The following is a 26,709-nucleotide window of genomic DNA, read 5'->3' on the forward strand; positions in this document are numbered from 1 at the left end:
GAATCGCCATTTCATCTTTTAATCTTCCCACACTCAAGTTGCGGAGAATTGCTAAAATTCCCATCCACTGAGAGCGGGAGAAAGGGCGAAGCAAGCCAGGTTTCCAGTCGCATCGGTTCACGCCGCATCGAGTTGGGACGTATCGCCCTCCAGATACGCTGCCCGGACCGACGGGCTGGCCAGCAAGTCAGCACCACTCCCTTCGAGGGCAATCTGCCCATGCTGGAGAACATACCCTCGATGCGCCACTCGCAATGCATGATGGGCGTTCTGTTCGACGAGCAGAATCGTCATACCGAACTGCTCGTTCAACTCCCTGATGACCGAGAAGATCTTCTTGATGAAAAGCGGCGCGAGGCCCAGCGACGGTTCGTCGAGTAACAGCAATCTCGGTTGAGACATCAATGCGCGACCGATCGCAAGCATCTGCTGCTCGCCTCCAGACAGCGTACCGGCACGCTGCGAGATCCGGCTCCGCAGGATTGGAAACATCTCGTAGATCCGTTCTAGGTCCTCAGCAGTCTTACGATTGGACGACGTATCGCCCATCAGGAGATTCTCAAGCACAGTCATCCGCTGAAAGATGCGACGCCCTTCGGGCACAACCGCAATATCGAGCTTGCCGACCGCATGTGAAGGCAGGTCCGTAATATTCTGTCCGTCGAATTCGACCGTGCCGCCGCTGGCGCGGGGATAACCGAAAATGGTATTCATCAGCGTGGACTTGCCCGCGCCGTTCGCACCGATCAACGTAACGATCTCGCCCGTGTTCACGTCCAGGGTAACCTCGCGTAGTGCCTGGACGCTGCCGTAGTGGGCACTGAGTCCGGTAAGCTTAAGCATGAGCGGTTTTCTCCTGCGATGAACCATCGGGTGAAGAGGTCTCGTCGTCCTCCCCAAGATACGCGCTGATCACCTCGGAATTTGTCTTGATCTCGGCAGGCGGCCCCTCTGCGATCTTCTTTCCGTGATTGAGCACGACAATATGATCGGAAACCTTCATGACGACGCTCATATCGTGTTCAATCAATAGTATGCCGATACCTTGATCCCTGGAGAGGGAGGTCAACAGCGTCGTGAGTTCCCCCGACTCGCGCGGATTGAGACCGGCGGCTGGCTCATCAAGGCAAAGCAGAATCGGTTCAGCGCACATCGCGCGCGCGATTTCGACGCGACGCTGTACGCCATACGGCATGTCACCGGCAGGTTTGTTGGCGATATCCCGGACGCTTAGGCGCTCGAGCCACGTCAGGGCGTTATCTATCGCCTTGTCGTTGGCGCGGCGAAACGATCTTGAGTTCAGCGCTCCGGCAATCGAGAATCTCGACGCTTCCTGCAAGACATTGTGCTGAGCGATCATCAGGTTTTCGAGCACCGTCATACGGGGAAACAATCGTATATTCTGAAACGTCCTGACGACCTGGCCGACCCGCGCGACGTCCACGTTCCTCATCGCATCGAGCCGAAGTTCGCCGCGATAGGGATGGCGCAGTTTGATGGAGCCTTTTGTCGGTTTATAAAAGCCGGTCAGGCAGTTAAAGAATGTCGTCTTTCCCGCGCCGTTCGGCCCAATCACTGCAGTCACCTCGCCTGCACGCGCGCTCATGGACAGGTCCTCGATTGCACGAAGTCCGCCAAACTGCATCGTCAGATTCTCAACGCCAAGCAACGAATTGGAACCGCTCATGGGTTCACCTCCACGCCCGGAGCGCTGACGGTCGCACGGCGATGGCTGATGAGTCCGCCGGGCCGCACGATCATGATAAAGACCATGGCAATACCGAAGAGCAACATTCTGTACTCGGCGAAATCACGCCCCAGTTCAGGCAAGATCACCAGCAAGGCGGCCGCGAGCACGACGCCCAACTGGCTTCCCATGCCACCCAGCACCACGATCGCGAGAATCGTGGCCGACTCCGAAAATGTGAAGCTCTCCGGAGAGATAAACCCCTGCCGTGCCGCGAAGAACACGCCGGCGAATCCGGCCAGCATTGCACCGGTCGCAAATGCGGACAGTTTCACGTTCGTCACATTAATGCCCATGGCCTTGCAGGCAATTTCGTCTTCGCGCACCGCTTCCCACGCGCGCCCCACAGGCAGGCGTCTTAGCCTCGAGACGAGAAGGTTTGTCAGTAACGCGAGTGCGAGGATCAGGTAATACAAAAAGATGACCCTCTGAACGGGTGAGTATTCGATACCAAATACGGTCGCAAATGTCGGACCATCGCTGGATGCCTGCATCGGAAGCCCAAAGAATGTCGGCTTTGGAATCGAAGAAATGCCGTTTGGTCCGCCCGTGAGATCACCCCAGTTCACAAGCAGCAGCCGAATGATCTCGCCGAATCCGAGCGTGACGATCGCCAGATAGTCGCCTCTAAGTCTGAGTGTCGGATAGCCAAGCAGCATGCCGAATGCCGCGGCCAGTCCACCGGCGATGGGTAGCGATTCCCAGAAACCAAAGCCGAAATGCGTCGAGAGAAGACCGTAGGTGTATGCGCCTACCGCGTAGAACGCTACGTAGCCCAGATCCAGCAGACCAGCCAGTCCAACGACGACATTCAGGCCCCAGCCCAGCATCACGTAAATGAGTACCGTCGTGGCCGTATCGACAACGTAGCGGTTTCCTGCAAACAATGCGGGCAACAGCACGGCGAAAGCCACGCATGCCGCGCCGACCCAAACCAGCGCACCGTTACCCGCGATTTCAGGCGCGGGCCTTGCACGCAGGCGCCGCTTTGTCAGTAAGCGGAACCGTTGCAGCATCCACTGCAGTATCAGGCGGCCGGCAAAGGCCACCAGAATGAAGGCGGCCAGCAGTGCCCAACGTGTTTCGACATGCAGGCCATTTGCTCCGTCTCGCGTCGTCAGTCCCAGCATCGGCAAACCTACGAGGCCGGCAACCAGCGCGGCGCCCAGAGCATCCCTGATGCGAAACTGAAGATCTAATTTTTGCATGATTGTCGGGCTCATCAGACTTTCTCCACCTCTGGCCGGCCAAGCAGGCCCGAAGGACGAAACATCAGAACAATGATCAGGATGACGAACGTTGCCACATCCTTGTATTCGGGAGAAAGATATGCCGCCCAGAACGCTTCGATCAATCCGATGATCAGACCGCCAAGCATCGCGCCAGGGATCGAGCCGATGCCGCCCAGAACCGCAGCAGTAAAGGCCTTGATACCCGCCTGGAAGCCAATTGAGAAGTCGATCACGCCGTAGTAGATCGTCACCATGACACCAGCGACGGCAGCCAGCGCAGCGCCGATCATGAAGGTCAGGGCGATAATCCTGTCGACGTTATAGCCGAGGAACTGCATCATCCGTTGATCCTGTTCGCACGCCCGCTGCTGCCTGCCGAAAGGCGTCTTGTTGATGAGCAATGTGAAGGCGGACATCAGGACAATCGTCACGATGACGATGAGGAGCTGGACATAAGAGACGTACGTTCCGCGCAATCCCTCATTGGAGAAGAGATTCGTACCACCCGTCACAAGCGGCGGGATCGACTTGACCCGCGCACCCTGGGTCAGCTGAACCATGTTCTGCAGAAAGATAGCAATTCCGATCGACGAGATCAGCGGCGCGAGACGATTGGAGCCTCGAAGCGGCCGATACCCGACCCGTTCGACGGTCCAGCCGAATACGGAGGTCAGCGCAATCGAGACGATCAATGTAATGGCAATACTCGCCACCACCGACGAGACCCCGCCGCTCCCAAGAAGCGTGAAACACGTCACGGCGATGAAAGCGCTGACCATATAAACATCGCCATGCGCAAAGTTGATCATGCCGATGATGCCGTAGACCATCGTATAGCCGATCGCAATCAGGCCGTAGATGGCGCCCAAGGTCAGCCCATTAATAAATTGTTGCAATGCCTGGCTCATGTCCTCTCCGGTGAATCTGCTTCGGAGGCGGAGCACTGGACAGACGCACCGCCTCTTCCGTATTACATAGACGGGACAGGACTTGTCACTTCACGTAGTCATAGTTGTTGCCGTTCCAGCGATAGACCACATAGCCAGGGCTCTTGAGATCGCCTTTCGAATCGAAGTCCACTTGTCCGACTACGGTATTGAAGGAGCCGTTGTGAAGCTGCTTCACGATCGCCGCATAGTCCGTGGAATTAGCCTTTTTAGCTGCCTCTGCGAAAACCTGCAAGGCGGCGTACGAATACAGCATGTAGCCTTCCGGCTCGATCTTCTGCGCGCGGAAAGTCGCCACCACCTTTGCGGCTGCCGCACTCTTGCGCGGGTCTGGCGGGAAGGTAAAGAGGACCTTGTTGATTTCCGCCCCCGCTGCGGTAACCAGTTCATTATTCGTTAGCGTATCGCCGCCCAGGACCGTCAGATTTAGCCCGGCCTGCGCCGCCTGCCGCAGAATCAGCGCGACTTCCTGGTAATACCCGCCGTACGCAAGGATCTGAACGCCATTCGCCTTCAGTTTGCTGATAAGGCCTGAATAGTCCTTTTCACCGGCCGTGATCGACTCACGCAGCACAACGGGCGTCTGCTTTGCAGCGAGATCCTTGGCGACCTCGTCGGCCAGACCGCCGCCGTATGCGGTCTTGTCATCGATGACCGCGATTTTCTTGCCCTTGAAATGCGCAGCGATATAGTCGGCTGCAACCTGCCCTTGCTGATCGTCCCGGCCGGTAATACGAAAGATCCCCTTGATGCCGCGTTCCGTGATTTTCGGATTGGTCGAGACGGTGACCTGCGGGATCTGCGCGTCGTTGTAGACGTCCGAAGCGGGTAAAGTGGAACTGGAACACCAGTGACCGTCGACGAATGCCACCTTCTGATTGACAAAATTGTTGGCAACCGAAACTGCCTGCTTGGGATCACACACGTCGTCGCCCACAACCAGGTCGAGTTGCTGCCCTAGCACACCGCCCGACGCGTTGATGTCTTTCACCGCCTGCTCTGCGCCCTTGCGAAACTGGTCGCCCCCCGAGGCGTACTCGCCCGTCATTGGGCCAGCCACACCCACCAGAACACTTGCATCCGCGACGGCCGAGCATGCCAAAGCCAACCCGCTCATGCTAAGTACCGCACCCATTCCAACCAATTTTTTCCGGCCGTTCATAACCATCTCCAAGAGCAGGCTTCGATGCAGGAACGAACAGGTCTCAGCAATCGTTCCCGGGTATCACCTCGCGTTCACAGCCGCAAGGTAGATCGAAGATTGCCGTCACCAAAAACGGGCTGGAATTTGATTGTGCGAAAGCGGGGATTAGGTGGAGGCTAAAGATGCGCAACGGCGGCATTTGGCTGCGGGAAATCGCATAGTTTTGTCAGTCCGCTCTCCAGATGGCCGTGTAAACGACTATGCGACTATGCGTTAAAACTTCCCGCTTATCCTGGCTTGTACGAGACTATGCGTACTTATCGCCAACGGTGCTGCGGATAGGATGAGTGTCGTAGACGATGATCATGCGCTCGATCAATCCGTTGCCGTCGAACTCGAATACATCGACACACTCGAAGCGCACGGAGGAACCGTCTTTCAGCACCCGGTCGTAGATAAAATAGCTCGTCGCACTCAGAACGCCGATTGTGCCGTCGCAGATGTCGATAAGCGTAATCGTGCTCTCTCCCGAGTTGACCTGCTACGACGCTAGCTTTGCATCGCCTGCGTCACGCAATTGATCTCGGTAGTCGCGGGTTCCGTTGCAAAGAAGGTGAGCGTTCGGTGATGCGTGGACTGGCGTCCGTTTCGACGATATCACCGGCCGCAAACTGTTTGCGGTAAGCGGCGGGTGTCAGTGCCTTCAACGCCTTGAACTGCCGGTTGAAGTTCGCGACGTTCGGAAATCCAGAGCGGGCCGCAACGACCGACACGGGGGTCGAGGTGTGCGCAAGCATCCGGCAAGCATGGCCAATCCTGACCCGCGCGATATATCTCCCAACGCTCTCTCCAATGTGCTGCTCAAAGTAGCGGGCGAGAGAACGTTCCGACACATTTGCAGCCTCGCAAAGTTCGGATAGACGCAGCGGTTCGGCGAAGCGCAAATCGATCATCGAGAGCACGCGATTTATACGTTCCGGTTCGTGGCCCGAAGGACCCTCCGTCCGGTCGCTAAACGCGGTAGGCGAAGCGAGTGGTTCACCGGGCGCTTCCGCTAGCGTACACAAAACATTTAGCACTGCGGCAAGGCGTTCTCGCGGGGCGCTGGAAAGCAGATCGCCGACCTGGGTGTGCATCGCGGTGCCCACCTGCGGACTGAATGCCAGTCCGCAGGCCGCCCTGCGTAACAGGTTGCGCAAAGGCACGTATTCCGGACAGACATCTGCAAGCCGCCGCGCCCAGTCGCCGCCGAACCAGATCACGATTGCGACCTGGGGAGACGATGAATTAATCGATCGGTTCGACGCCCAGGTATGAGGAAGATTTGGCGGCACAAGAACCAGATCTTCGTCCCCGTAGTCTGCGATCGAGTCCCCGATATAGCGCTTGCCGTGACTGTTCAACGTCAGGGTCAGTTCGTATTCGGGATGGTGGTGCCATTCAAACGGGATACGCGGCAAACGCCGGTGGTAAACCCTGACCGAGCAGTCATCGCCGAATTCGACGCGTTCGTATGCTGGTTTCATGGCAGAAGTCGCAAAGAAATTGTCTGGATGGTATCACTTTTTGGGGCGTGTCCGGTCTATGCTCCAGACATAGCAGAACCCACAAGGAGACAACCATGGCACTCAATGTCGACGACCTGCCGGCAGCCATCCGGCAGGCCAAGCAGGAGCTTCGCGAAAGACTTCCGAACTATCGGGATGTTTTCGCCGAAGTGGACGAAGCAATCCGTACCGAAGCCAGCAGAATTGCCGAGCAACGGAGTCGCGGCGAAAACGTGATCCCCGAAATTCAATTCTCCGACATAGCTGGGCAGCGAGTGAGCGCGGAGCAGATCGAACTCGTCAAAGCACGGGGTGCATGCGTCATCCGCAATGTGTTTGACCGCTCTCAGGTGGAAGCCTGGGACCGCGACATCGCGGACTACGTCGAACGGAACGACCTCGATACGCGACTGAAGACCCGTGCCGAGGACAAATACTTCGGCCAGCTGGCATCGAGCAAGCCACAGATTTACGGCGTGTACTGGTCAAAGCCGCAGGTCCTCGCGCGTCAGTCTACGTCGCTGACTACGGCTCGCGTGTTTCTGAACCGTTTGTGGCGCAGTGAGAGCGAAGGTCAGGTCCACTTCGATCCGGAGCACGTACCCGCTTACGCGGACCGGTTGCGCCGGCGGCCGCCCGGGTCAGAGTCCTTGGGCCTGTCCGCGCATTGCGATGGTGGCTCGGTCGAGCGTTGGATCGAAGCGAATTTCCGGAACGTGTACCGGCATGTTTTCAGCGGCAACTGGCGTCAATACGATCCATTCGACGCCGCCTTCCGGCCGGACGTCGAGGAAATTGCTTCGCCAGCCGTATGTTCGATGTTTCGCACGTTTCAGGGCTGGACAGCCCTGACACCTCAGGGTCCCGGAGATGGCACGCTGCAACTCGTGCCCATTGCGAACTCGATGGCCTATATCCTGTTGCGCGCCCTTCAGGACGATGTTGCTGACGACGACCTATGCGGCGCAATGCCTGGCCGCGCGCTGTCGATCAAGCCGGAATTCCATGCGCCGCTCTTCGACGCGTTGTCATCGATTCCGCACATGCAGGCGGGCGACACCGTGTTCTGGCACAGCGACGTCATCCACGCAGTAGAAGACGCGCACCGTGGCACGGGCTACAGCAACGTAATGTATATCGCGTCAGCGCCCGCGTGTGCCAAGAACGACGAATACCTCAAGCGCCAATTGCCCAGCTTCCTTGAAGGCAAAAGCCCTCCTGACTTTCCGACTGACCATTTCGAGGTCGACTTCGTCGGACGAGCTACGGCCGAAGATCTGACGCCCCTCGGTAAAGCCCAACTCGGCTTCGGCCTGTAAGCGCTACCCATCGAAACGATCTGACGCATGCCCATCACGGTGTGCGCCCTGCCCGGTGATTCATAAGGAAAACTAAAGGAGACAGCAATGAAAAGAACGCTCATTTCAGCCACAGTTGTCGCAGCGGCGCTCGCCACAAGTGCACAGGTCGCAAGTGCTGCCGAGTCTCTTTCGGTGTTGCACTGGTGGACCTCGGGCGGCGAATCGAAGGCCATCAGAGTGCTTAAGGACGACATGAATAAACAGGGCTACGAGTGGAAAGACTTCGCCGTAGCCGGCGGGGCGGGTGCAGCTGCCATGACCGCGTTGAAGACCCAGGTCATGTCGGGGAATGCACCGTCGGCAGCACAGATCAAGGGCCCGTTGATACAGGACTGGGCAAATCAAGGTGTATTGGTCGATATAGATAAATCGGCTACCGACTGGAAAACCCAACTGCCAGCGCAAATTGACAAGACCATGAGGTCAGACGGCCACTATGTGGCCGCGCCGTTCTCGATACACCGGATCAACTGGCTGTGGATCAACAAAGCCGACCTCGATAAAGTTGGAGGTAAGCCACCTGCGACGTGGCCGGAGTTCTTCGCGCTCGCCGACAAGTTCCGTGCTGCGGGCATTACGCCTGTCGCACGCGGCGGCCAGCCCTGGCAGGACATGACCATCTGGGAGACCATTGTACTTTCTCAGGGCCCAGATTTTTATCGCAAGACCATGATTGATCTCGATCAGAAAGCACTGACTTCGCCGCAGATGGTGCAGGTGTTCCAGATTGTCCGCAGGATCCAGGGTTACTTTGATAAAGGCTCTACCGGTCGTGACTGGAATCTCGCAACCGCCATGGTCATTAATGGATCGGGTGGGATGCAGTTCATGGGCGACTGGGCGAAGGGCGAGTTCGCGAATGCGAACAAGCAGGCGGACGTTGACTATATCTGCGCGGCTGCGCCAGGCACATCGAACGCCTTCACCTACACGGTAGACTCGTTCGTGTTCTTCCAGCAGAACGGCAAAAAAGACGCGACTCCTGGGCAGCTCGCGCTTGCCAAGACGATCATGTCCGTCGATTTCCAGGAGCAGTTTAGCCTTTACAAGGGTTCGATTCCTGTCCGGCAAGATGTTCCCATCGGCAAGTTCGACGCCTGTGCCAAGAAATCATACGCAGACGAGCAATCCACGATCAAAGCCAACAGTTTCTTTCCGTCGTTGGCTTTCGGTGATGTTCAGTCGTCGGCCACCGAGGGCGCGATTACCGACGCCGTGACGAACTTCATGAACTCGAATGAGGATCCGCAAGAAGCAGTACGCAAGCTCGCTGCGGCAGCAAAGGTCAAATAGGCGGGACTTTGCGGGTCGACGCTCGCGAAATCGAGCGTCTTTGGACTGACGACGCGACGAACGGAATCTGAGAGAAAGACATGTCGATGATCGAGGAATCCAGCCTGATGGGAACTGCCGGAGAAAAAGAGCAAGGAATACAATTTCCCGTTGGACGCCGAGCTTGAACCGCAGTAGCCGACAACCTCTGTACATTATCGCCGGCACCGCGAATCGTGGAACCCGTCGTGCGTATATGGGCGTCGACGATAAAGCAGTGAATGAGATCGGCGGTCGTGAGCACACAATTCTGCTGGTTGATGACGAGCCGGAAGTCCTCGCCGCGTGGCACCGCATTCTTGAAAATTCAGGCTACAGGGTCGTATGTGCGAGCAACGGCATTGAAGCGCTTGCCTAACTGAAAGCGGGTCGCGTTGACCTGGTTGTTACCGACTGGATAATGCCAGTGATGGACGAACTAACACTGTGCCGCCACACATTAGATCTCATCCTGACTGACCTCTCGGATATCCCGATTCTAGGTTACTAGGCCGCGCCGCCCGACGACGTTCTCCTGCACGAATGGAACCGTTGCCTGAAAAAGCCAGTGGCTGAGTTACTCTTTCTTGCAACGGTGCGTAAGTTATGCACGCGCGCCGTCTACCGGAACGCCAGCCACAGCAGTAAGCCAATCGACTGCTACGGGCGTGGCTTCGGCCATTCGCTGTGATTCCACGAGTGGCGCTTCATGGCCGCGTGCTGCCCGATGCGCCAAGCATATGTCTACGTTGGACTGCCGTTCGGATTCGGACACCGCAACGCCCGCTTCCGGAATGCAATCGTCGCTCGACCGTCACGGGGGGACGGCGCCATCGGCCTTTCCCATAAGCACGCAAGGCCGCTTTCGCGCCCCTCTCTGTTCTTCATCGAATCAATTCGTGCTTGGGAGCACGCTACCGCTGCAATAGAATTTTTTGGGCGCAGGTGCAAGTTGCGCGACGCGTACCCACTGAGTCGGCGGGTTGTAGGCCGTGTTTTGAATGAGGACCAACGGCAACTTTACGTCAATCACCATTCCCAGGTTGGTGTCCATGCCGGGCTGGGGATTTTGCTGAATGGATCTCAACTGGTCCTGATAACACTGCTGATTATTCTGATCGATTTCGCGCTTTGTTTGCTCGCCCAACACTTCTTCCTTTTCCCGTTGCGCGTAACCGTCCTGATTGTAGTAATAGAACGTCGCGTATCCCGCAGTCATCTGGTCACCGTAGCTCGCGGTTCTAGTGATTTCAACCTGATACGCACCCAAGGCCTTCTCTAGAGCTTGTTTATCCACACAAACTCCTTTCAAATCGTCGCTACTCCCTCGATAAACCCCGCCGTTTCCTTCGCACCATGCCTCGAGTTTCGTTCGGAAAGTGATGTAGTAGCCTCGTCGATCGATGAAGGTCCAAAGGTTCTTGTTCACCCGCTTGGCACGGTAGGCATCGTTGGGGAAATCCCCTTGATGTCCCACCTCCCTGCCCGGCGCGCTGTCGACGAACTGGTCGAAGGTTGTCGGCGACGTATCGTCCGCGTGAGCGTACAAGGGCAATGCGACTATAGAGACAAAGGCCAAAAACACTGTTTGCGGGACAAGATCGGTGTATTTCATCGCGACCATAGTGAGTAGGATTTTTTATAACAGGACCAAATTGACATGTCGGCATCCCGGGTCAATATCTTTAGCGCCTAGGGTTCCTGGGAGTCGTCAAGCGTCATCTTGAATTGTCCCAGCGCATCCGCGAGCCGGGTCTCGGCGAAATCGCCCAGTTGGTCGAAGCGCGTCACACCCTTGAGAGAATCCTGTCGGACGACCCGAACGGCTTCGTCGCTGCGATCCAGAATGAGGCGTGCATATGAAAGGATCAGATCGACAACGGGCGTTTGGAAGTATCACGCCCCGGGATTCGGCCATAAAAAAGCGCCGCCTTGTGGACTGCGCCGATGAGAAGTTCCAGCCGTATTTCGAGGGCGCGCTGGAACCTGAGAGACCGTTGCTGGTGCCGCCATTGACCACCTGGGCATTGGTAACCGGTATTGCCGCTGGCGTCATGCAGTCACAGTCTGTTTATCGGCAGCATTGACGCCGATAGACAGGTGGGAGAAGCTTTAATCCAGCTTTAAATTCTTTCCATATATTTCGCCCATTTGCCGGTCGGACAAATGCTCTTGAGCAGAAGACGCCGACGCCGCAGGGGAGATTTGAATGCCCTCCCTGAGAGCGTGTAAAGCAGCCTGTTCATGGTTCACGAACTGCTTTTTTGGTTGCTGCCCATCCTCTTGCGCCCTCGGGATTAGCGTCGAGGTTCAAACAGGACTCCACACCAACGCCGTATGATCGAGTGACAAAAAACGGGGGGCTGGATGAACGATGCGCAGAAGCGATGCGGCTTGATGACCGATCGGGGTACTTCGTGCGGGCTATTTGGCCTGACGGTTACCAACAGCGAATCACCGGCTTTACCGACGATGCCGAAGCCCGCGAATGGATAGCCAACGATAGACGGGGCTGGCTCGACTGGATGCTGCACCGCCCGCCGCTTGGCACCTAAGGCCAGCAACCGCCGCCACCTGCCAATCGACGGCCCGTGCCCGGTGCGATTAGCGCAATGCAGGAAATCTAATCAAGTGACTTCGTTCGTATGCAATCCCATGCGTTCACATTAAGGGGGACGCAGCGAGCGACGAACCGCATTACAAGTTCGACAGCAACAATGTATCCGAGTCCGAAGACTCCGATAGTAGACTTCCAACGGTCGTGGTGACGCTTGAGGAGGGCCAACGATATGGCGTCGCGAAGGACCGTTTGTCGCCGAACATTGGCTGATGCGTCCCGCATATGCGGGACGCATCTCACAAAATCGTAATCGGCAGCATTCGGCCCGACCCGGACAATCGAATGCATAGTTCATATGTCCGCTTGTTAGCAGCGGACCGGACACTCGCGATCGCTAATCCAGTGTGGGAAGTAACTTTGAACGTTACCGTACCGAATTCCTTGTAGACATCTGGGATCATAGCGCGGGGCCGTCTAAGCCAGATTGCGGTCCGCTCGCCAATACCACGCCAAACGCAAAGCCACGCCGCGATCTCCCGAGGACGCTCGTCACATTGCCGCAATATTCAATGCGGTCCAGACTCGCTTCCGTGATGCTCGCGCTACAGCTCATCTTATAACCGGACGGCGCACATGATTAGGCATCAGTTTCATGAGTTCAGTGAAGACGAACAAGCCGACGCGGAGTCAATTTTCGCCAGCCACAGCTTCGATATCATCGATTTCGACATCCGGGACGAAGATCAGTACCTGGCGGAAGATGGTACGAGTCTGATTCGCCGACAAGTCATGGTTACCCGGCGGAGCACTGACAAGTCTGCCGTTTATGCTGCTGGCCAAGGCACCGCATGGCACGCCGATTTCGAGCGTGATCTGGCGGCTGGAGTGTTCGGCGTCAGCTCGGTTTAGTTCGGCATTGCGCGACCGCATGTGTTTTCCGCAGCATTGACCCCTAGGAGCGCTCTCCGATGGATACGCTGATACGCGACCCGGTGAAACAACCGCCGCAGCCGAAACTGTTCGAGGTGATGGGCCCCGGTCTCATTACGGGCGCCTCCGACGACGACCCGAGCGGCATCGCCACCTATTCGCAGGTCGGCGCCCAGTTCGGCTATGGACTCGCCTGGACGTTGCTCTTCAGCTATCCGCTGATGACGGCCATTCAGGAGATCAGTGCGCGAATTGGACGTGTAACCGGATACGGCATCGCCGGCAATCTGCGCCGCCACTATCCGCGCTGGCTTTCGACCAGTGTCGTCGCTCTGCTGATGACCGCGAACGTCATCAATCTCGGTGCGGATCTCGGTGCAATGGGTGCCGCGCTCAAGCTTCTGATCTCAGGCCCGGCATTGCTCTATGTCTGCCTTTTCGGCCTGCTTTCGATCGCACTGGAGGTTTTCACACGCTATGCGCGCTACGTCTCCGTTCTGAAGTGGCTGTGCCTGTCTCTATTCAGCTATGTGATCTGCGCGTTCGTCGTGAAGGTGCCGTGGCGTGAAGTGGGCTGGGCGACCATCTGGCCGCCGCTATCGGCCAGCCCCGACTATCTCGTCGCGATAGTCGCGGTGATGGGCACCACCATCAGCCCCTACCTTTTCTTCTGGCAAGCCGAACAGGAAGTCGAGGACCAGCGCGAGCGGCCTAGCGCACACCCGCTGACCCACGCGCCATGGGAAGCAAAGTCGGAATTCACGCGGATTCGCATCGACACCTACCTGGGAATGGCGTTATCGAACGTCATTGCGTTCTTTATCGTCGTGACAACGGCAGCGACGCTACACGCCCACGGCATGAGCGACATCCAGACATCCGGCCAGGCGGCCGAAGCGCTTCGGGCTGTGGCTGGCCCCTTCACGTTTGTGATTTTTGCTGCCGGGATTATCGGCACCGGTCTGCTGACCGTTCCCGTACTTGCGGGCTCGGCAGCTTATGCGGTAGGCGAACTACTATCGTGGCGTGTCGGCCTCGCGCGCCTTCCACTCCGGGCAAAAGCGTTTTACGGCGTGATCGCAGCGGCGACGCTAATCGGCGTCGCGCTGAATTTCACCAGTATCGATCCCGTCAAGGCGCTGTACTGGAGTGCCGTGCTAAACGGTGTGGTCGCTGTCCCAGTGATGATGGTGATGATGCATCTGTCCATGCGCACAGGCATCATGAGCGGTTTCACCTTGCCCATGCCGCTGCGCGTCCTTGGTTGGCTGGCAACCACGACGATGGCAATGACCGTCGTCGCCATGGCGGTCTCGGTGTTTGCGTAAGATATTTCGCTACTCAGGAGCAGCGTTCGATAGCGCTGCCCTATAATGAGATAAGGGTTCCCCCAAATCGCCTCACCTAAGGTCGTGCCGCAGAGGCACAACAGCACGTTTAGCCAGCTCCACGTCTAACCCCAGTTGAAGTCTGGCCTCAATAGGTAATTTCTTGGCGCGCTCGTTCAAAACAACGCCAGTTTTCAACAGAATGCCTAGGAGTGGCGATGCCCAACGCGCATCATCCCAAAGAGAATCACCTGCTATCGGTCCTGCCGGAAGCAGAGTGGAAACGCATCGAGCCGCATCTCATGCCGCTCGATATGTCACTGGGACAGGTGGTATACGAATCGGGTGACCGCCTCGATCACGTCTACTTCCCCACTACCGCCATCATCTCGCTGCTGTACGTGATGGAAGACGGTGCGTCCGCCGAGATTGCGATTGTCGGTAACGAAGGGCTCGTCGGCATTGCGCTCTTTATGGGTGGAGAAACCACACCCAGCCGCGCCGTCGTGCAAAGCGCAGGGCACGCTTACCGGCTGGACGCCCACATCCTGAAGGAAGAGTTCCATCGCGCCGGCCCCGTGCAGCGGTTGCTGCTTCGCTACACGCAGGCGCTGATTACCCAGATGGCGCAAACCGCGGTGTGCAACCGGCATCACTCCATCGATCAACAGTTGTGCCGCTGGCTGCTCCTGAGTATCGACAGACTGCCCTCCAACAAGTTGAAGATGACGCAGGAACTGATCGCCAATATGCTCGGCGTGCGCCGCCCTGGCGTGACCGAAGCCGCCACGAAGCTCCAGGACGCCGGGTTGATCCGTTATAGCTATGGCCATATCGAGGTGCTGGACAGACCGGGACTAGAAAAGCGCGTCTGCGAATGTTACGGCGTCGTAAGACGCGAGTTCGATCGGCTTCTACCCGATCTGCGCGCAATCTAAACCCTCTGCTTCGACCAGTAGCCCTCGCGGCCGTAAAACTCGTACAGTGCGGTCTCGTAGTCCCGGTTGACCGGAATCGCATCGTCGTACGCCGGACTCTGCTTGATCGCATCGCGCGTCAGCATCGTGGAAACGCTTGAGCCGAACCAGTCGATCGACTCGATCCATTCGGTCGCCAGCAGGACTTCCTTGCCGCCGGGCCACCAGTTGCGCGTATCCACGGTCAGATAGCGTATGACCCAGGCCTCATCGTCGAAGATAAAGCCGGAAACGTGACCAATGCTGCCGTCGATCGCCTCGATGTGGTAACCCTTCACCCCTTCCGTGCTACGCAGATGCGTATCCGCCAGCGGATCATCGGCCCCGGGGGCCGGGCCGACAACCGGGAAAGCACCCAGTGGCAAAGCGGCCGTCGCTGATTCGTCGAAGGCGGGATAGGCACCCATCCCCCAAATGTTCGCACCGCCCCAATACGTCGGATAGCCGTAGTAGCGCAGGTACTGGATCTCATGCTGACGCGACACGGGCTTATGGGTGTCGATATTCGGGCTGTCGCGCACCTGTAGTCGCGTGAGTTTTACGTGCACGGCGCTGGACCCGGGATCCGAGTGAGATACGGCATACGGCGAAATCAGCACCTGCCGATCCCTGAGCCAGTCACCTGTTTCGACCACCAGATAGCGAACGCCCCACGCTTCGTCGTCGAAATAGATTTGCCTCACGGTGCCGACATCGCCATCACTTGCCTTGACGGCGGATCCCTGCAAAAACGCTATGTTGCGCAGCATGATGGCCTCCACGTCTGCAGATATTGACTCTGACAATACGCGCGATCAGTTCGGAAAGCGGTACGTCAACGTACAAACCGCGAGCTATCTGCGATCCTCGCGCCGCCTTGCGGGCAGCGCAGGAGACGGCGAGCCCAAAGGCTGGTGCTTGTAGCGGTAGAGCGAGGTGGCGAACATCAACGCCATTCCCACTACGATTCCCCACATTGCCGATGTCATATCGTTCCTATTGCTCGGTTCGCGATCCAATCCTTCGCAGTGAAACATCTCTCGGCGGCAAGTCCACGATGGGTAGTCGAAGCGTGAATTCGCTGCCGGGACCTGGGCCGGCGCTGAGCACCGACACAGTCCCGCCATGTTACTCAGCAACGGCCTTCACGACGGCAACAGTCGTGGGGCACGTCGAATGATCCGCACGCACCTACTACTTCAGCGGCACCGCTGCGGGACGAACGAGCGTTGCTTCATGCACAGTCGCCCAGTCGCTGCGGCGAACGTGGTGGATGATCAATGGAATACCCCCGAACACGACGATGCCGAGCACGACCAGTCCCGTATAAAGCCAGGGCGAACCGACCGGCAACTGGTCCGGCGGAAAAAAAGAAACGACAAAGCTGAACAGCACGCCAGCAAAGCCGATTCCGGCAGTCAACCACATACCCGCCAAACCGCCCGGCACCGTAAAGGGGCGCGGCAAAGCCGGTGCAGAGTAGCGCAGCCGGATCGCCGCTGCATACATCAGCATATAGGCGATCAGGTAAAGCGCGATCGTCATGGCGGAAATCAGGAAGAATGCCACCGAGACGTCCTGGATCACGAAGTAGAAGCATGAAATAACGGTCACGATCAAACCTTGAACCAGCAGAATATGCGTGGGCATGCCCTTGCGATTCTTCGCCTGAAGGATCGGTGGCAGCTCACCTTCATGAGCTGTCTCGAGCAAGCCGCGCGACGGACTGCCGAGCCATGCCAGCACGCCACTGATTGCACCAACGCCAACCAGCAGCGACAACGCAGACACCGCCCAGCCCATGTGCCAGATGTCTACAAGCACGGCACCGAACGCGTCGAATACGCCGGATTGCAGCGAGATCTTGTCGTAGGGCAAAATCGCAGCAATCGGCAACGCGCCGAGTGCGAAGATCAGCACTGAGATCAGCGCACCCAGTCCGATGGCCGCCGGATACCCTCGACTTGGGCTGCGCATGTCCATCACGTGAACCGCTTGCACCTCGACGCCGGCAAACAGCAACACGATCCCTGCAAGAAACGAGATCGTGCCGAAGCCGTGGATTGCGGGCCAGAAGCGAGCATGACCGTCCTGGGACAGAGCGGCGTCTCTCAGGTGCTGCCAGCCCAGCGGATGTCCACTGCTAATCCAGTAGCCAAGCAGCGCGAGCAACACAATGCCTGGTACGATGGTGCCGATCACGAAGGTCCAGTTGGCAATCTTCGCGAACACTTCGACGCCTTGCAGCACGACCCACGTCGCGAGCCAGTACGCGACTATGCAGAAAATTCCGACGTAGGTCCCGTTCTTCGCCAGCTCGGGGCGACCGATCGTGTAGGCGAGTGCCGCCGCCCCAAAGGTGAGCGCAACGGGAAACCAGACGACGTTCTGAATCCACTGCAACCAGATAGCGAGGAAGCCCCAACGCGTGCCGAACGCTTCCGCGACCCACGTGTAGATGCCGCCGCGGCGGTCAGCAAAGGCACCGCCCAGCTCAGCAGAAATCAGCGATGCGGGGATCAGATAGAACACGACGGTAAACGCGAGATAGACGAACATCGTCATCTCTTCCTTGGCAAGCAAAGGAAGTCCACGCAGGCTTGTCACCACCGCGGCGGCCGTCATAAGTCCTATCGAGGTGACGCTCAGATACTGGCCGCGCTTCGAGGCATCGGCTGTGTTGGCGGTCGGTAGAGCGGCCACCGTGCTAACAGTGTCATTCATTTCGTGCGCTCCTTTGAAGAGGCGACATCAATCGTGGTGGAAGGTCGGGCCGGCGGTCGAATGCGGGACCGGATTCTTCGTCAGATGCGCGATGGCATGCCTGATGTCCTCGAGCAGCATCGACGCCATGTCACGCGTCACGCCGCGCCGGATCAATACGCGTTGCACGATGGTGTCCTCGCGTCCCGCCGGCAGTTCGTACGAGGCAATCTGCCAACCGCGCATCCGTACCCGATCGGACAGGTCGAAGAGCGTGAAGCCTGCTGTCTGCGGATGCTTCAGCTTGTAGCAAACAGCCGGCAACGCCCCGCGCCCGTCATAGATCATCTCCAGTGCATCGATTTTCGCCAGACCGTCGGCCAGCGCCTGCGCCGTATCGGCGCATTCCTGCTGGATATGCCGATATCCCTCACGTCCCAGACGCAGCAGCATGTAGTACTGCGCGATGATCTGCCCAGCCGGTCGCGAGAAATTCAGCGCAAACGTCGGCATGTCGCCGCCCAGATAGTCGACCCGGAAAATCAGCTCCTCAGGCAAGTCCTGAGTGCTACGCCACACTACCCAACCGACCCCAAGCGGTGCTAGCCCATACTTATGGCCCGACGCATTGATCGATTTGACGCGCGGCACGCTGAAGTCCCATTCGAGGTCCGGCTGGATGAACGGTGCGACGAACCCGCCACTGGCCGCATCGACGTGAATCGGAATATCGAGGCCCACATTGGTTTGCAGGTCGTCTAGCGCGGCCGCCAGTGCCCTCACCGGTTCATAGACGCAGGTGAACGTGATGCCGAGTGTCGCCACGACGCCGATCGTGTTCTCGTCGCAGTACTGAGCCAGATCTTCCGGGCGAAGTCCGGTGGCGTCGCCGCTAAGTGGCACCTGACGCATCTCGACGTCGAAGTAGCGAGCGAACTTGGCCCAGCACACCTGCACCGGACCGCAGACGAAGTTCGGCTTGTTGGTCGGCTTGCCTTGCGCTTCCCTGCGCTTTTTCCACTGCCACTTCAGTGCGAGGCCACCGAGCATGCAGGCTTCGCTCGATCCTGTCGTCGAGCAACCGGTGGTCTTCCACGACTTTGGTGCATGCCACAGATCCGCGAGCATGTGCACGCAGCGCATTTCGATTTCCGCGGTTTGCGGATATTCGTCCTTGTCGATCATGTTTTTGTCGATCGACAGATCCATCAGACTGCGAACTTCGTCGTCGGCGTACGTGGTGCAGAACGTCGCGACGTTTTGCCGCGAATTGCCGTCCATCAGCAATTCGTCGCGCACAAGATCGAATACCGCACGACGGTCGGAAGATGCTTCCGGAATCCGGTACTTCGGTAACGAAGATCCGGAGATCGTTGCGGCGTATTCGTCGGCGACCGCATCGGGCGACGATGGCGGAGACTTGAGAAAGGTCATGGTGCGGTACTCCTGATGTGAAATGAACACGTCGGCGAGCGCGGGAGACACGTGCAGAAGCAAGCGCGACGGTTTCGCGAGCGAACGCCGAAGAGAGTGAGATGGGGATAGGGAGCGGACCGGAGAGCTTCAGTCAGCACCATGCACGAACGGTCGGGCAAAGTCGGTACGGTGCCGTACCGCGCTGCGGCCGTTCATAAAATCCGTTCATTGCATTGCGCCGCCATTGAGCGCAAGGTGGGGCATTCGCTGCGCTCGACGATGCGCATGCCCATTTGGAGAACCATCGTGGCAAAACACAATGCAGGCGCGGCAAGCGTCATTACGCAATCTACCGACGCGGCGCTGGCGGGCCTCGCACGTCACATCCAGAAGTTGGTGTTTGACCAGACCCTCGACAGCCGATGCGCGGCGAAGTTCGTCAAACGCCTGAAGAAGGAAGGCGAAGCCGTGGCCAAAAGCGATGGCGGAAGCAAGACGGATCGAAAGTTGCTGCTTGAGATGTTCGAATCCCTCGACGCGGCGCTGTTCGAACAGAATGCTACCTTGCTGGTGGCAGCCAATGCGTCGCTTCGCGAAAGTAATGCGGAGGTTGAGCTAGAGGTCGAAGGCAAACACAAAAAGCACCGTGCGCCCGGCGCGACGCTGGCTTCCTGACGCAGGCTTTTGGAAGCTCAAGGTCGAAGCGGCGATAGCAATAGCCGCCGCTCGTGCCCGTAAAACTCGAACAGTGCCGTTTCGTAGTACCCGTTTGCGCGTTACAGGGTCTTGAGCCGGCTGACCTTCGTACCGTCTAGCGTCACACCGGCCATCAAGCCAGTATTGGTCAACACGAATGCGTCCACCTGACCGGTTGCTGTACTCGTGTCGACGTTACCATTTGCTCCAACCTTCAGCAATGCCACCGAGGCATCGCCCCCCGCCGACCAACCCTCGCTATTGCGGAATTTCACCAGCGATTCGTCCGTCATGAACAGAAATATGATCGCCTTCGACTGCGCGCCAGCTTGCCAGCCGATCGAACCCGTTGCCGTACTGTAGTACCCGACAGTGCGGCCGCCGACCCGCAGCGAGCCCTCACCATACTGGCCACCTACGACAAAGCCGGCGTCGATGACTGAAGGGAACACCAACACTCCACGGGACTTCGCAACCAGTTCGCGCGATCCATTTGCGTCGTTGTAAAGCCGCGCCAACGTAGAGTCCACGCCAGCGTCGATGCTGTGACGCTTGTCCATCTTCGCGCTAGTGGCGTCGGAAGCGCCCGTCGTCGTGCAACCTGACACAGCAAGCCCGATCGCCAGAATCGAACCAGGCGTCGTCAACAGAAAATTTCTTCGCAGCATGATGGCCTCCACGTCTGCAGATAGAGACATTCACACTATGCTTGATCAGCTCGGAAAGCGGTACGTCAGCGTACAAACTGCTGTCTGTCTGGTGCGTCGACGCTAATTCGCAACTTGTACGGTAGCGTGCAGACGCCGGCCCTCAGTCGGCCTACCCTTCAAGTGAGGTACTGACCAGCCTCTCAAAGGAAAACGGATGTCGCTGCATGACTTCGCCAAAGATCTCGCTCACCTTGAATACGTTCTGCCATTACTCAAGCACGGCAATCCGCTGTCGTTACCGTACTGGCGGCGACGAGTCGTCGCTCTAGAAGCGCAGCAAGCCCTCTTGCCCGACGGCCGCAGGCGCGTGGCCCGGTTACTCAGGCTCTTTAACGAGTTCGAGCGAGCAGTTGTGCCGTCCCGGTAGCAGCTCGACACCATCCCGACGTTGGACGACGCTCACCGTCCTGACGAATTCTTCGAGGCCGATATGTATAGACGCATTCTGGTAGCGATCGATGGCAGCGAGACGTCTGAACATGCGTTTGACACCGCATTGCAACTCGCACGCGATAACGACGCGCAGTTGCAGCCGCTCTACGTCGTCGACAACCCATTGATGACTTACGACGCGGCCGGCTACGATCCGACGACCCTGCGCGATGCCATGGTTGAGGAAGGCCAGCGGTTATTGGCCGATGCATTGGCGCGGATGAAGAACGAGAATGTGGCAGGCGTGCCACGGCTTGTCGACGTCGCGCCAATCGGCGAGGACATTTCGGAGCGGATCCGCATCTCGGCCAACGAATTCAATGCGGATCTGCTGGTGCTCGGTACGCACGGGCGCCGGGGTTTCAGGCGTCTGTTTCTGGGCAGCGTGGCCGAACGCGTCGTGCGCAGCGCAAGCCTTCCAGTGTTGCTGGTGCCGAGACGGCAAGCGCAAAACACAGTCGCGGATGCGGCCAAACCCAGCCACACCAAGGCCGCCGCGGCGACGCATGACCAGCACAGATAAGGCTCTCGAAAACTTGCTGTGCCTTCAATTGCATCTCGTCCTATGAGTATCTCGCCACTCCACGCCGCCAGCGTTCCGCTTGCGCAGCCAAAGCCAGCACCCACACCTGTCGCCGAAACCGGCCTCGTGCACATCGCGCCAGGGTTACTCGGCAAAACGTCGCGGCTGCGCCTGCTCATGTTCTGGATCGTCGGACTGATGGGCTTTCTCACCGTCATTCTGGTGGTGCTGCACCTTGGCTCGCTGCAGAAGATGGCAGAACTGATACGCTCGGCTCGTCCTGGCTGGATGCTGGTCGCGCTCGCGGTTCAATCAGCTACCTATGTCAGCGCGGCGCTTGTTTGGCGCCAGGCCTTACGCCAGGCCGGCCATCCGCTGTCCCTTCGCACATTGATTCCCCTCGGCATCGCCAAGGTCTTTATCGATCAGGTGCTGCCAAGCGGCGGCGTCAGCGGCACGATGCTCGTGGTGCGCGGCCTGACCGGCCGACGAGTGCCCGCCGGGATCGCGATGGCGGCCATGTTGGCCGGCATGGTGTCGTACGACATCGCCTACCTGTTCGTGGTGCTCGCAAGTACCAGCGCGCTGTGGCTTCAAAATCGTCTGAACGTAGCCCTGATCGTTGGTATGGTGATCTTTGTAGTGGTTACAGTCGCGGTACCATGTGCGGTGCTGGGACTCAAACAATGGGGCCGACGCGCGCCGATCGCGTGGCTCAGCAAGTGCCTGGGCGTCACCGCGCTGCTACAGGAGTTGACCGATGCACCGACTCGCTTGCTCCGCAGCCCCAGCCTGCTGCTGCAGACAGTGGCACTACAGCTTGCGATCTTCGTATTCGATGCCATGACGCTATGGCTCGCGTTCAAGGCGATCGGCGAGATCCCACCGCTCTGGGTCGTATTCGTGAGCTTCATTGTCGCGTCTATGGTAGCCACCATTGGCCCCATTCCGGTTGGTCTGGGGACTTTCGAAGCCTCCTCCGTGGGAATGTTGAGTTTGCTTGGTGTGTCGGTGGAAGCGGCGCTCGCCGCCACGCTTCTGTTGCGAGCCCTGACTTTCTGGCTGCCGATGCTGCCTGGCATCTGGTTGACACGCCTGGAAGTACGACGCAGTTAGCGCGATTTCGCCTCCCCAGCGAGCAGACGCGTCAACGCCGCAATATCCACTGGCTTGACCATGTGGTGATCAAATCCTACCTCGGCGGATCTGAGCTGATCGCCTGGTTGGCCGTAGCCGGTGACAGCAATCAGCATAGCGCCTAGTGTGGCGGCCGACTCGCGTAGCTTCTTTGCCACCTCGTAGCCGTCCATTCCCGGCAATCCAATGTCAAGGAGCACAACGTCCGGCCTGAAAGTGCTGGCGGCTTCCAAACCCTGAGGGCCATCCAGCCGTGTCTCCACCACATGCCCTTCACTCGCCAGAAGCATGGCCAGGGCCTCGCTCGCATCGGCGTTGTCGTCGATGATGAGGATCTTGCCCGGAGACGCCTTGATCGGTGTCTGCGGTGTGCCGATCTGTCCCACCCCGGGCGGAATCATGCCCACTGGAAGGTCGACGATGAACTCGCTACCGGTCTTGCCATCGCTGACGGCCTCGACCGATCCGCCATGCAACTCAACCAGCCGCCGGACCACCGATAGCCCTACTCCCAGCCCGTTATGAAGCTGACCGTGGAGCACGGGACCCTTGACGAACATGTCGAACAGCGTGCTGAGCATCGAAGACGGAATCCCCCTTCCGTTGTCCTTGACACGAAGCGAAAGCCGATTGCCCGTTCTTATTGCGGTCAGGCTGACCGTGCCGCCGGGCGCCGTGTATTTAGCCGCGTTGATCACGATGTTTTCGACAACCTGAGACAGACGGGTAGGATCGACATACAGCAATACCGGCTCGTCCGGTAGCGACACCGACAGCGTGTGATGCCGTTCGTCCACAATCGGCCGGCAGACCTCGATCGCGCTCTGGACGATCGCTTTCAGCGTGACAGCTTGACGATGAAGCTCGATGCTGCCACTCGTCATACGTGTGAGATCGAGCATCTCGTTGACCAGTTGCGTCATGGACCGACCCTGTCGCTGTATGACTCCGACGGCCCAATCTCTCTGCGCTGAATCGACCGTTTCCGAGGCGAGCAGGTCTCCCGCCGAACACAGGGCCGCAAGTGGATTGCGCAGCTCGTGCCCAAGCATCGCCAGGAATTCGTTCTTGCGTCGGTCGGCCTGTGCCAGGCGCTCAGCGCGTTCACGAAGCTGGGCGTTGCTCATACCGCGGTCGGTGAGCTCGCGTTCCGTCGTCGCGACAGACATGGCATTGCCTTGGCCGTCAGAGAGAATCGACAGGGTGATCCAGATATCGATCACGCGTCCGTCCCTTGTGACCCGCTGGGCTTCATAGGAATGCAGCGCCTCATTGTGCGCAGCGTAGCGGATGAAATCCAGATGATCTTGCCTCGTGCCGGACGGTAACATGTCGGAGACAGTCATACCCAACGCTTCGGCCTCGGTATAGCCATACAACACAGTCGCGGCCCTGTTCCACGCAATCACATGGCCGTTCAGATCGAACACCGTCATGGCGTCATTCGAATCCTGAACCACTGCGGCAAGACGGCGGGACCGTTCGTCTGATGCCTTGACGTGGGTAATATCGGTCCAGGTCACCACCACGCCCGCTACCGGCGCACCAGGCGTGGCGATATACGGCGTGATACGTCGAACGTACCACTGTCCTGTCGCCGTTTCGATTTCTGTGCCATCCTGGCCGGCCTGGGTCGACCGTACCCGGCGAATATCCTCCAGCAGGGCGTCGCCCAGAGGATTCCCGAGCGCATTTACGATCGGGCGGCCGATGTCAGCCAATGCCAGACCCAGGATGCGGGCAGCGCTTGGAGTAAAACGCCTGATCTCGCCGTGCTGGTCGAGGAGCAGCGTCGCGATTTCCGTGCTGGCCAGAAGATTCGTCACGTCCGCGCTAAGCACCTCCAGCTGATGAACCTTCTGTCCCATTTGGGAATTGACTACATTCAGTTGCTCGTTAAGAGCCTGCAGTTCCTCTTTCGAAGTCTCGAGTTCTTCGTTGGCGGAGCGCAGCTCCTCGTTCATTGAGAGGATTTCCTCGTTCGACACCCGCAATTCGCCATTGCTTTCTTCCAGTTCCTCGATCGTGCTGCCAAGCTCGACCTGCGTTGTGTGAAGTTCGCTCTCGAGGTGCCAGAGATCGGAGTCCACACCGGTCGGCACCAGCAACGCCGGGCGGTCAACCATCGGCAAGCGGGCGAAGAGGACAAGCCATGCCTTGCCTGCATGAGCCGTGTCGAATGGGCGCGTCACTGTTATTTTTATCGCCGGGGCGCCACCATCGGAGACGACCTCAGTGACTGGCGAGGCTCCTGGGTCCTGGGTCGCGCGGCGCAATACGATCCGCAGCTTGAGGCGCAGCCCCTCGCGTGCCATGTCGAGAATGTTGCCCGTCGGTTCGCCGGCTGGCTGCCTCAGGTACTCATCGGCCGCCCCGCTTACATAGAGAACCTGGTGAGCGGTATTGATCAGCACCGATGCCGAATTGTGCTCCTCGAGCAGGGTGGCATTGACCAGTTCTGCATATCCCTTGCTACGCACGCCCACGCGACTCGACGGTGGGAATGCCTCACGGCGCACCGTGGCTGTGGAAAACCGATAGCCCGACACGGCCGGGATGACGACAGGACTGCGTTGGTAGATTCGCCAGGCCCTCGAAACTTCCTGAAACTGGCTGGAATCCGGATCGGTGCTCTCGGATCGCCCCAGAAACAGATAGCGCTTCGGGTTGAGCGCAAAGTGAAACACCTCGAACACACGCTGCTGCGCTTCAGGCTCCAGGTAGATAAGCAGGTTTCGGCAGCTGATCAGGTCGACGCGGGAAAACGGCGGATCGGCAATGAGGTTCTGTGGTGTAAACAGGATCTTTTCGCGCAAGGCCTGATCGATCTGATAGCCATCGCCGTTTGCACGGAAAAAGCGCTCGAGTCGCGCCTCACCCACGGGTAAGGCGACACCAGGCGCATAGATGCCCTGTCGGGCACGCGCGAGGGCTGCACGGTTTACATCGGAGGCAAGAATCATGAATGACCGGGTAAGCTTACGCTTCTCGATCTCTTCCGTAAGCAGCATAGCTATCGAATAGGCCTCCTCCCCCGTTGCGCACCCGGGCACCCAAACCCGCAAGGGCTGATCGCTCTGCGGCTCGTTGAGCAGATTGCTGAGGACGCGTTCGGCCAAGGCCTTCCAGGCCTCAGGATCGCGAAAGAATTCCGTTACCCCGATCATCATGTCCAGACTCAGCGCCTGGCTCTCCTCTGCCGAGGTCCTTAGGATTTCGTAATACGCGTTGAGGCTGTCTACCTGGTTGACCGTCATGCGCCGCGCAATGCGACGCTCGAGGGTACCTCGTTTGTAACCCCTGAAGTCGGAGCCGGCCGTTGCCAATGCCCTGAGAACCGGCTCGAGATCGGCCATTGCCCCGGGTTCACCTGACCCCGGCAATACTCCTTCGGTGGAACGCGCAATGTAATCGAACAACACAGCTGGCATTTTTTCGACCGGCAACACGTAGTCAACCAGCCCCGTCGCGATCGCATGCGTGGGCATCGAATCGTGTTCAGCCGTATCGGGCGCTTGCGCCATCACCATCCCACCAGCCGCCTTGATGGCTCTCAGGCCCGCCGAACCATCCGCGTTAGCGCCGGTGAGAACAATCCCGATCGCACGATCGTGCTGGTCGGCGGCCAGCGAAATGAAGAATTCGTCGATCGGCATCGGAATGATCGGGCGTTCGACCCCAGGCCACAGCCTGAAAGCGCCATGCTCGATAACGACCGACACTTTAGGTGGAATAACATAGACGTGTCCCGCACGCAGCGTTATGCCGTCCTCAATGGCCGATACAGCAAAAAACGTATCTTTGGCCAGCAGCTCCGGGAGGTGGCTTTCGGCGCCGGGCGCCAGATGGACCACGACCGCGAAGGCGATATCGTGCGGAATGGTGGAAGCCGCGCGAAAAAACAGGCTTAGGGCATGAAGAGCGCCGGCTGACGCACCGATAGCGACGATTCGGAGAGCACTAGCAGTTCTGGGTGTCGAAGAAATATTGTTGGCATTATTCATGACACGTCGCTTTAGACTGCTGGAA

The 26,709-nt window shown here is 58.5% G+C and carries 23 protein-coding genes and 1 pseudogene; 11 read left to right on the top strand and 13 right to left on the bottom strand.

Annotation, left to right across the window (positions count from 1 at the left end; genetic code table 11):
- Positions 1-117: 117 nt before the first annotated feature.
- The 7 genes and pseudogenes from BUS06_RS23585 to BUS06_RS23615 all read right to left on the bottom strand — a co-directional run bounded on the left by BUS06_RS23585 (position 118) and on the right by BUS06_RS23615 (position 6,596).
- Entirely contained in the window at positions 118-843 is a 726-nt protein-coding gene (locus tag BUS06_RS23585; RefSeq protein ID WP_074266839.1) for an ABC transporter ATP-binding protein, read from the bottom strand.
- Entirely contained in the window at positions 836-1,687 is an 852-nt protein-coding gene (locus BUS06_RS23590; protein WP_074266840.1) for an ABC transporter ATP-binding protein, read from the bottom strand. Before BUS06_RS23590 ends, BUS06_RS23585 begins: the two co-directional genes overlap by 8 nt.
- A complete protein-coding gene (livM, locus tag BUS06_RS23595) occupies positions 1,684-2,955 on the bottom strand; it encodes a high-affinity branched-chain amino acid ABC transporter permease LivM (RefSeq protein ID WP_429287440.1) in 1,272 nt (423 codons plus the stop codon). The genes BUS06_RS23590 and livM overlap by 4 nt, the downstream gene beginning before the upstream one ends.
- 14 nt (positions 2,956-2,969) lie before the next feature.
- The gene (locus BUS06_RS23600) at positions 2,970-3,887 is read right to left on the bottom strand and encodes a branched-chain amino acid ABC transporter permease (protein WP_074266842.1); all 918 of its coding nucleotides are present in this window, start codon (positions 3,885-3,887) and stop codon (positions 2,970-2,972) included.
- An 85-nt stretch (positions 3,888-3,972) separates the two neighbouring features.
- A complete protein-coding gene (locus BUS06_RS23605) occupies positions 3,973-5,043 on the bottom strand; it encodes a branched-chain amino acid ABC transporter substrate-binding protein (RefSeq protein WP_254368947.1) in 1,071 nt (356 codons plus the stop codon).
- Between the two features lie 334 nt (positions 5,044-5,377).
- Positions 5,378-5,602 (bottom strand): annotated as a pseudogene (locus tag BUS06_RS38315) (nuclear transport factor 2 family protein); the annotation flags it as partial.
- A gap of 37 nt (positions 5,603-5,639) precedes the next feature.
- Complete coding sequence (locus tag BUS06_RS23615; protein WP_074266844.1) at positions 5,640-6,596, bottom strand: helix-turn-helix domain-containing protein; 957 nt, start codon at positions 6,594-6,596, stop codon at positions 5,640-5,642.
- A 95-nt stretch (positions 6,597-6,691) separates the two neighbouring features.
- Here BUS06_RS23615 and BUS06_RS23620 point away from each other — a divergent pair, with 95 nt between their 5' ends.
- The 3 genes from BUS06_RS23620 (at position 6,692) to BUS06_RS38035 (ending at position 9,668) form a co-directional block, all read left to right on the top strand.
- Positions 6,692-7,936 (top strand): DUF1479 domain-containing protein, encoded by a 1,245-nt coding sequence (locus tag BUS06_RS23620; protein WP_074266845.1) that lies wholly within the window; start codon positions 6,692-6,694, stop codon positions 7,934-7,936.
- A gap of 87 nt (positions 7,937-8,023) precedes the next feature.
- Entirely contained in the window at positions 8,024-9,271 is a 1,248-nt protein-coding gene (locus BUS06_RS23625; RefSeq protein ID WP_074266846.1) for an ABC transporter substrate-binding protein, read from the top strand.
- A 163-nt stretch (positions 9,272-9,434) separates the two neighbouring features.
- Positions 9,435-9,668, top strand: coding sequence for a response regulator (locus tag BUS06_RS38035; protein ID WP_174567546.1), 234 nt, complete (start codon positions 9,435-9,437; stop codon positions 9,666-9,668).
- 513 nt (positions 9,669-10,181) lie between these two features.
- Here the strand turns inward: BUS06_RS38035 and BUS06_RS23630 are convergent.
- The gene (locus BUS06_RS23630) at positions 10,182-10,904 is read right to left on the bottom strand and encodes a hypothetical protein (RefSeq protein ID WP_143787641.1); all 723 of its coding nucleotides are present in this window, start codon (positions 10,902-10,904) and stop codon (positions 10,182-10,184) included.
- A gap of 113 nt (positions 10,905-11,017) precedes the next feature.
- Between BUS06_RS23630 and BUS06_RS38560 the strand changes: the two genes are divergently transcribed.
- The 5 genes from BUS06_RS38560 to BUS06_RS23650 all read left to right on the top strand — a co-directional run bounded on the left by BUS06_RS38560 (position 11,018) and on the right by BUS06_RS23650 (position 15,045).
- Positions 11,018-11,152: a hypothetical protein gene (locus tag BUS06_RS38560; RefSeq protein ID WP_302050861.1), complete on the top strand. Its 135-nt coding sequence runs from the start codon at positions 11,018-11,020 to the stop codon at positions 11,150-11,152.
- Positions 11,149-11,376 carry a hypothetical protein gene (locus BUS06_RS23635; RefSeq protein ID WP_074266848.1) on the top strand — a complete coding sequence of 76 codons (228 nt, stop codon included), beginning with the start codon at positions 11,149-11,151 and terminating at the stop codon, positions 11,374-11,376. Before BUS06_RS38560 ends, BUS06_RS23635 begins: the two co-directional genes overlap by 4 nt.
- A gap of 1,106 nt (positions 11,377-12,482) precedes the next feature.
- On the top strand, positions 12,483-12,758 hold the full coding sequence (locus BUS06_RS23640; RefSeq protein WP_074266849.1) for a hypothetical protein: 276 nt from the start codon (positions 12,483-12,485) through the stop codon (positions 12,756-12,758).
- Between the two features lie 59 nt (positions 12,759-12,817).
- Positions 12,818-14,107 (top strand): NRAMP family divalent metal transporter, encoded by a 1,290-nt coding sequence (locus BUS06_RS23645; protein WP_074266850.1) that lies wholly within the window; start codon positions 12,818-12,820, stop codon positions 14,105-14,107.
- A gap of 218 nt (positions 14,108-14,325) precedes the next feature.
- Positions 14,326-15,045 (top strand): Crp/Fnr family transcriptional regulator, encoded by a 720-nt coding sequence (locus BUS06_RS23650; protein WP_074266851.1) that lies wholly within the window; start codon positions 14,326-14,328, stop codon positions 15,043-15,045.
- Here BUS06_RS23650 and BUS06_RS23655 read toward each other — a convergent pair.
- The 3 genes from BUS06_RS23655 to BUS06_RS23665 form a co-directional block, all read right to left on the bottom strand.
- On the bottom strand, positions 15,042-15,833 hold the full coding sequence (locus BUS06_RS23655; RefSeq protein ID WP_074266852.1) for a PRC-barrel domain-containing protein: 792 nt from the start codon (positions 15,831-15,833) through the stop codon (positions 15,042-15,044). The genes BUS06_RS23650 and BUS06_RS23655 overlap by 4 nt on opposite strands.
- Positions 15,834-16,257: 424 nt before the next feature.
- Positions 16,258-17,787: an amino acid permease gene (locus BUS06_RS23660; protein WP_074266853.1), complete on the bottom strand. Its 1,530-nt coding sequence runs from the start codon at positions 17,785-17,787 to the stop codon at positions 16,258-16,260.
- A gap of 27 nt (positions 17,788-17,814) precedes the next feature.
- A complete protein-coding gene (locus BUS06_RS23665; RefSeq protein ID WP_074266854.1) occupies positions 17,815-19,200 on the bottom strand; it encodes a glutamate decarboxylase in 1,386 nt (461 codons plus the stop codon).
- Positions 19,201-19,341: 141 nt separating this feature from the next.
- Here BUS06_RS23665 and BUS06_RS23670 point away from each other — a divergent pair, with 141 nt between their 5' ends.
- Positions 19,342-19,857 (top strand): hypothetical protein, encoded by a 516-nt coding sequence (locus BUS06_RS23670; RefSeq protein WP_083611569.1) that lies wholly within the window; start codon positions 19,342-19,344, stop codon positions 19,855-19,857.
- Between the two features lie 101 nt (positions 19,858-19,958).
- Here BUS06_RS23670 and BUS06_RS23675 read toward each other — a convergent pair whose 3' ends face one another.
- Entirely contained in the window at positions 19,959-20,546 is a 588-nt protein-coding gene (locus tag BUS06_RS23675) for a BPSL1445 family SYLF domain-containing lipoprotein (protein WP_074266855.1), read from the bottom strand.
- 472 nt (positions 20,547-21,018) lie between these two features.
- On the opposite strand from BUS06_RS23675, the gene BUS06_RS23685 reads away from it, so the two are divergent.
- Both BUS06_RS23685 and BUS06_RS23690 read left to right on the top strand, forming a co-directional pair.
- A complete protein-coding gene (locus tag BUS06_RS23685; protein ID WP_074266857.1) occupies positions 21,019-21,543 on the top strand; it encodes a universal stress protein in 525 nt (174 codons plus the stop codon).
- A 177-nt stretch (positions 21,544-21,720) separates the two neighbouring features.
- Complete coding sequence (locus BUS06_RS23690; protein ID WP_254368948.1) at positions 21,721-22,659, top strand: lysylphosphatidylglycerol synthase transmembrane domain-containing protein; 939 nt, start codon at positions 21,721-21,723, stop codon at positions 22,657-22,659.
- On the opposite strand, the gene BUS06_RS23695 is transcribed toward BUS06_RS23690, so the two are convergent.
- Positions 22,656-26,684, bottom strand: a complete 4,029-nt coding sequence (locus BUS06_RS23695) for a CheR family methyltransferase (protein WP_074266859.1) — start codon at positions 26,682-26,684, stop codon at positions 22,656-22,658. The genes BUS06_RS23690 and BUS06_RS23695 overlap by 4 nt on opposite strands.
- Positions 26,685-26,709 lie beyond the last annotated feature (25 nt).

The sequence above is a fragment of the Paraburkholderia phenazinium genome, from assembly GCF_900141745.1.
GTDB lineage: Bacteria > Pseudomonadota > Gammaproteobacteria > Burkholderiales > Burkholderiaceae > Paraburkholderia > Paraburkholderia phenazinium_B.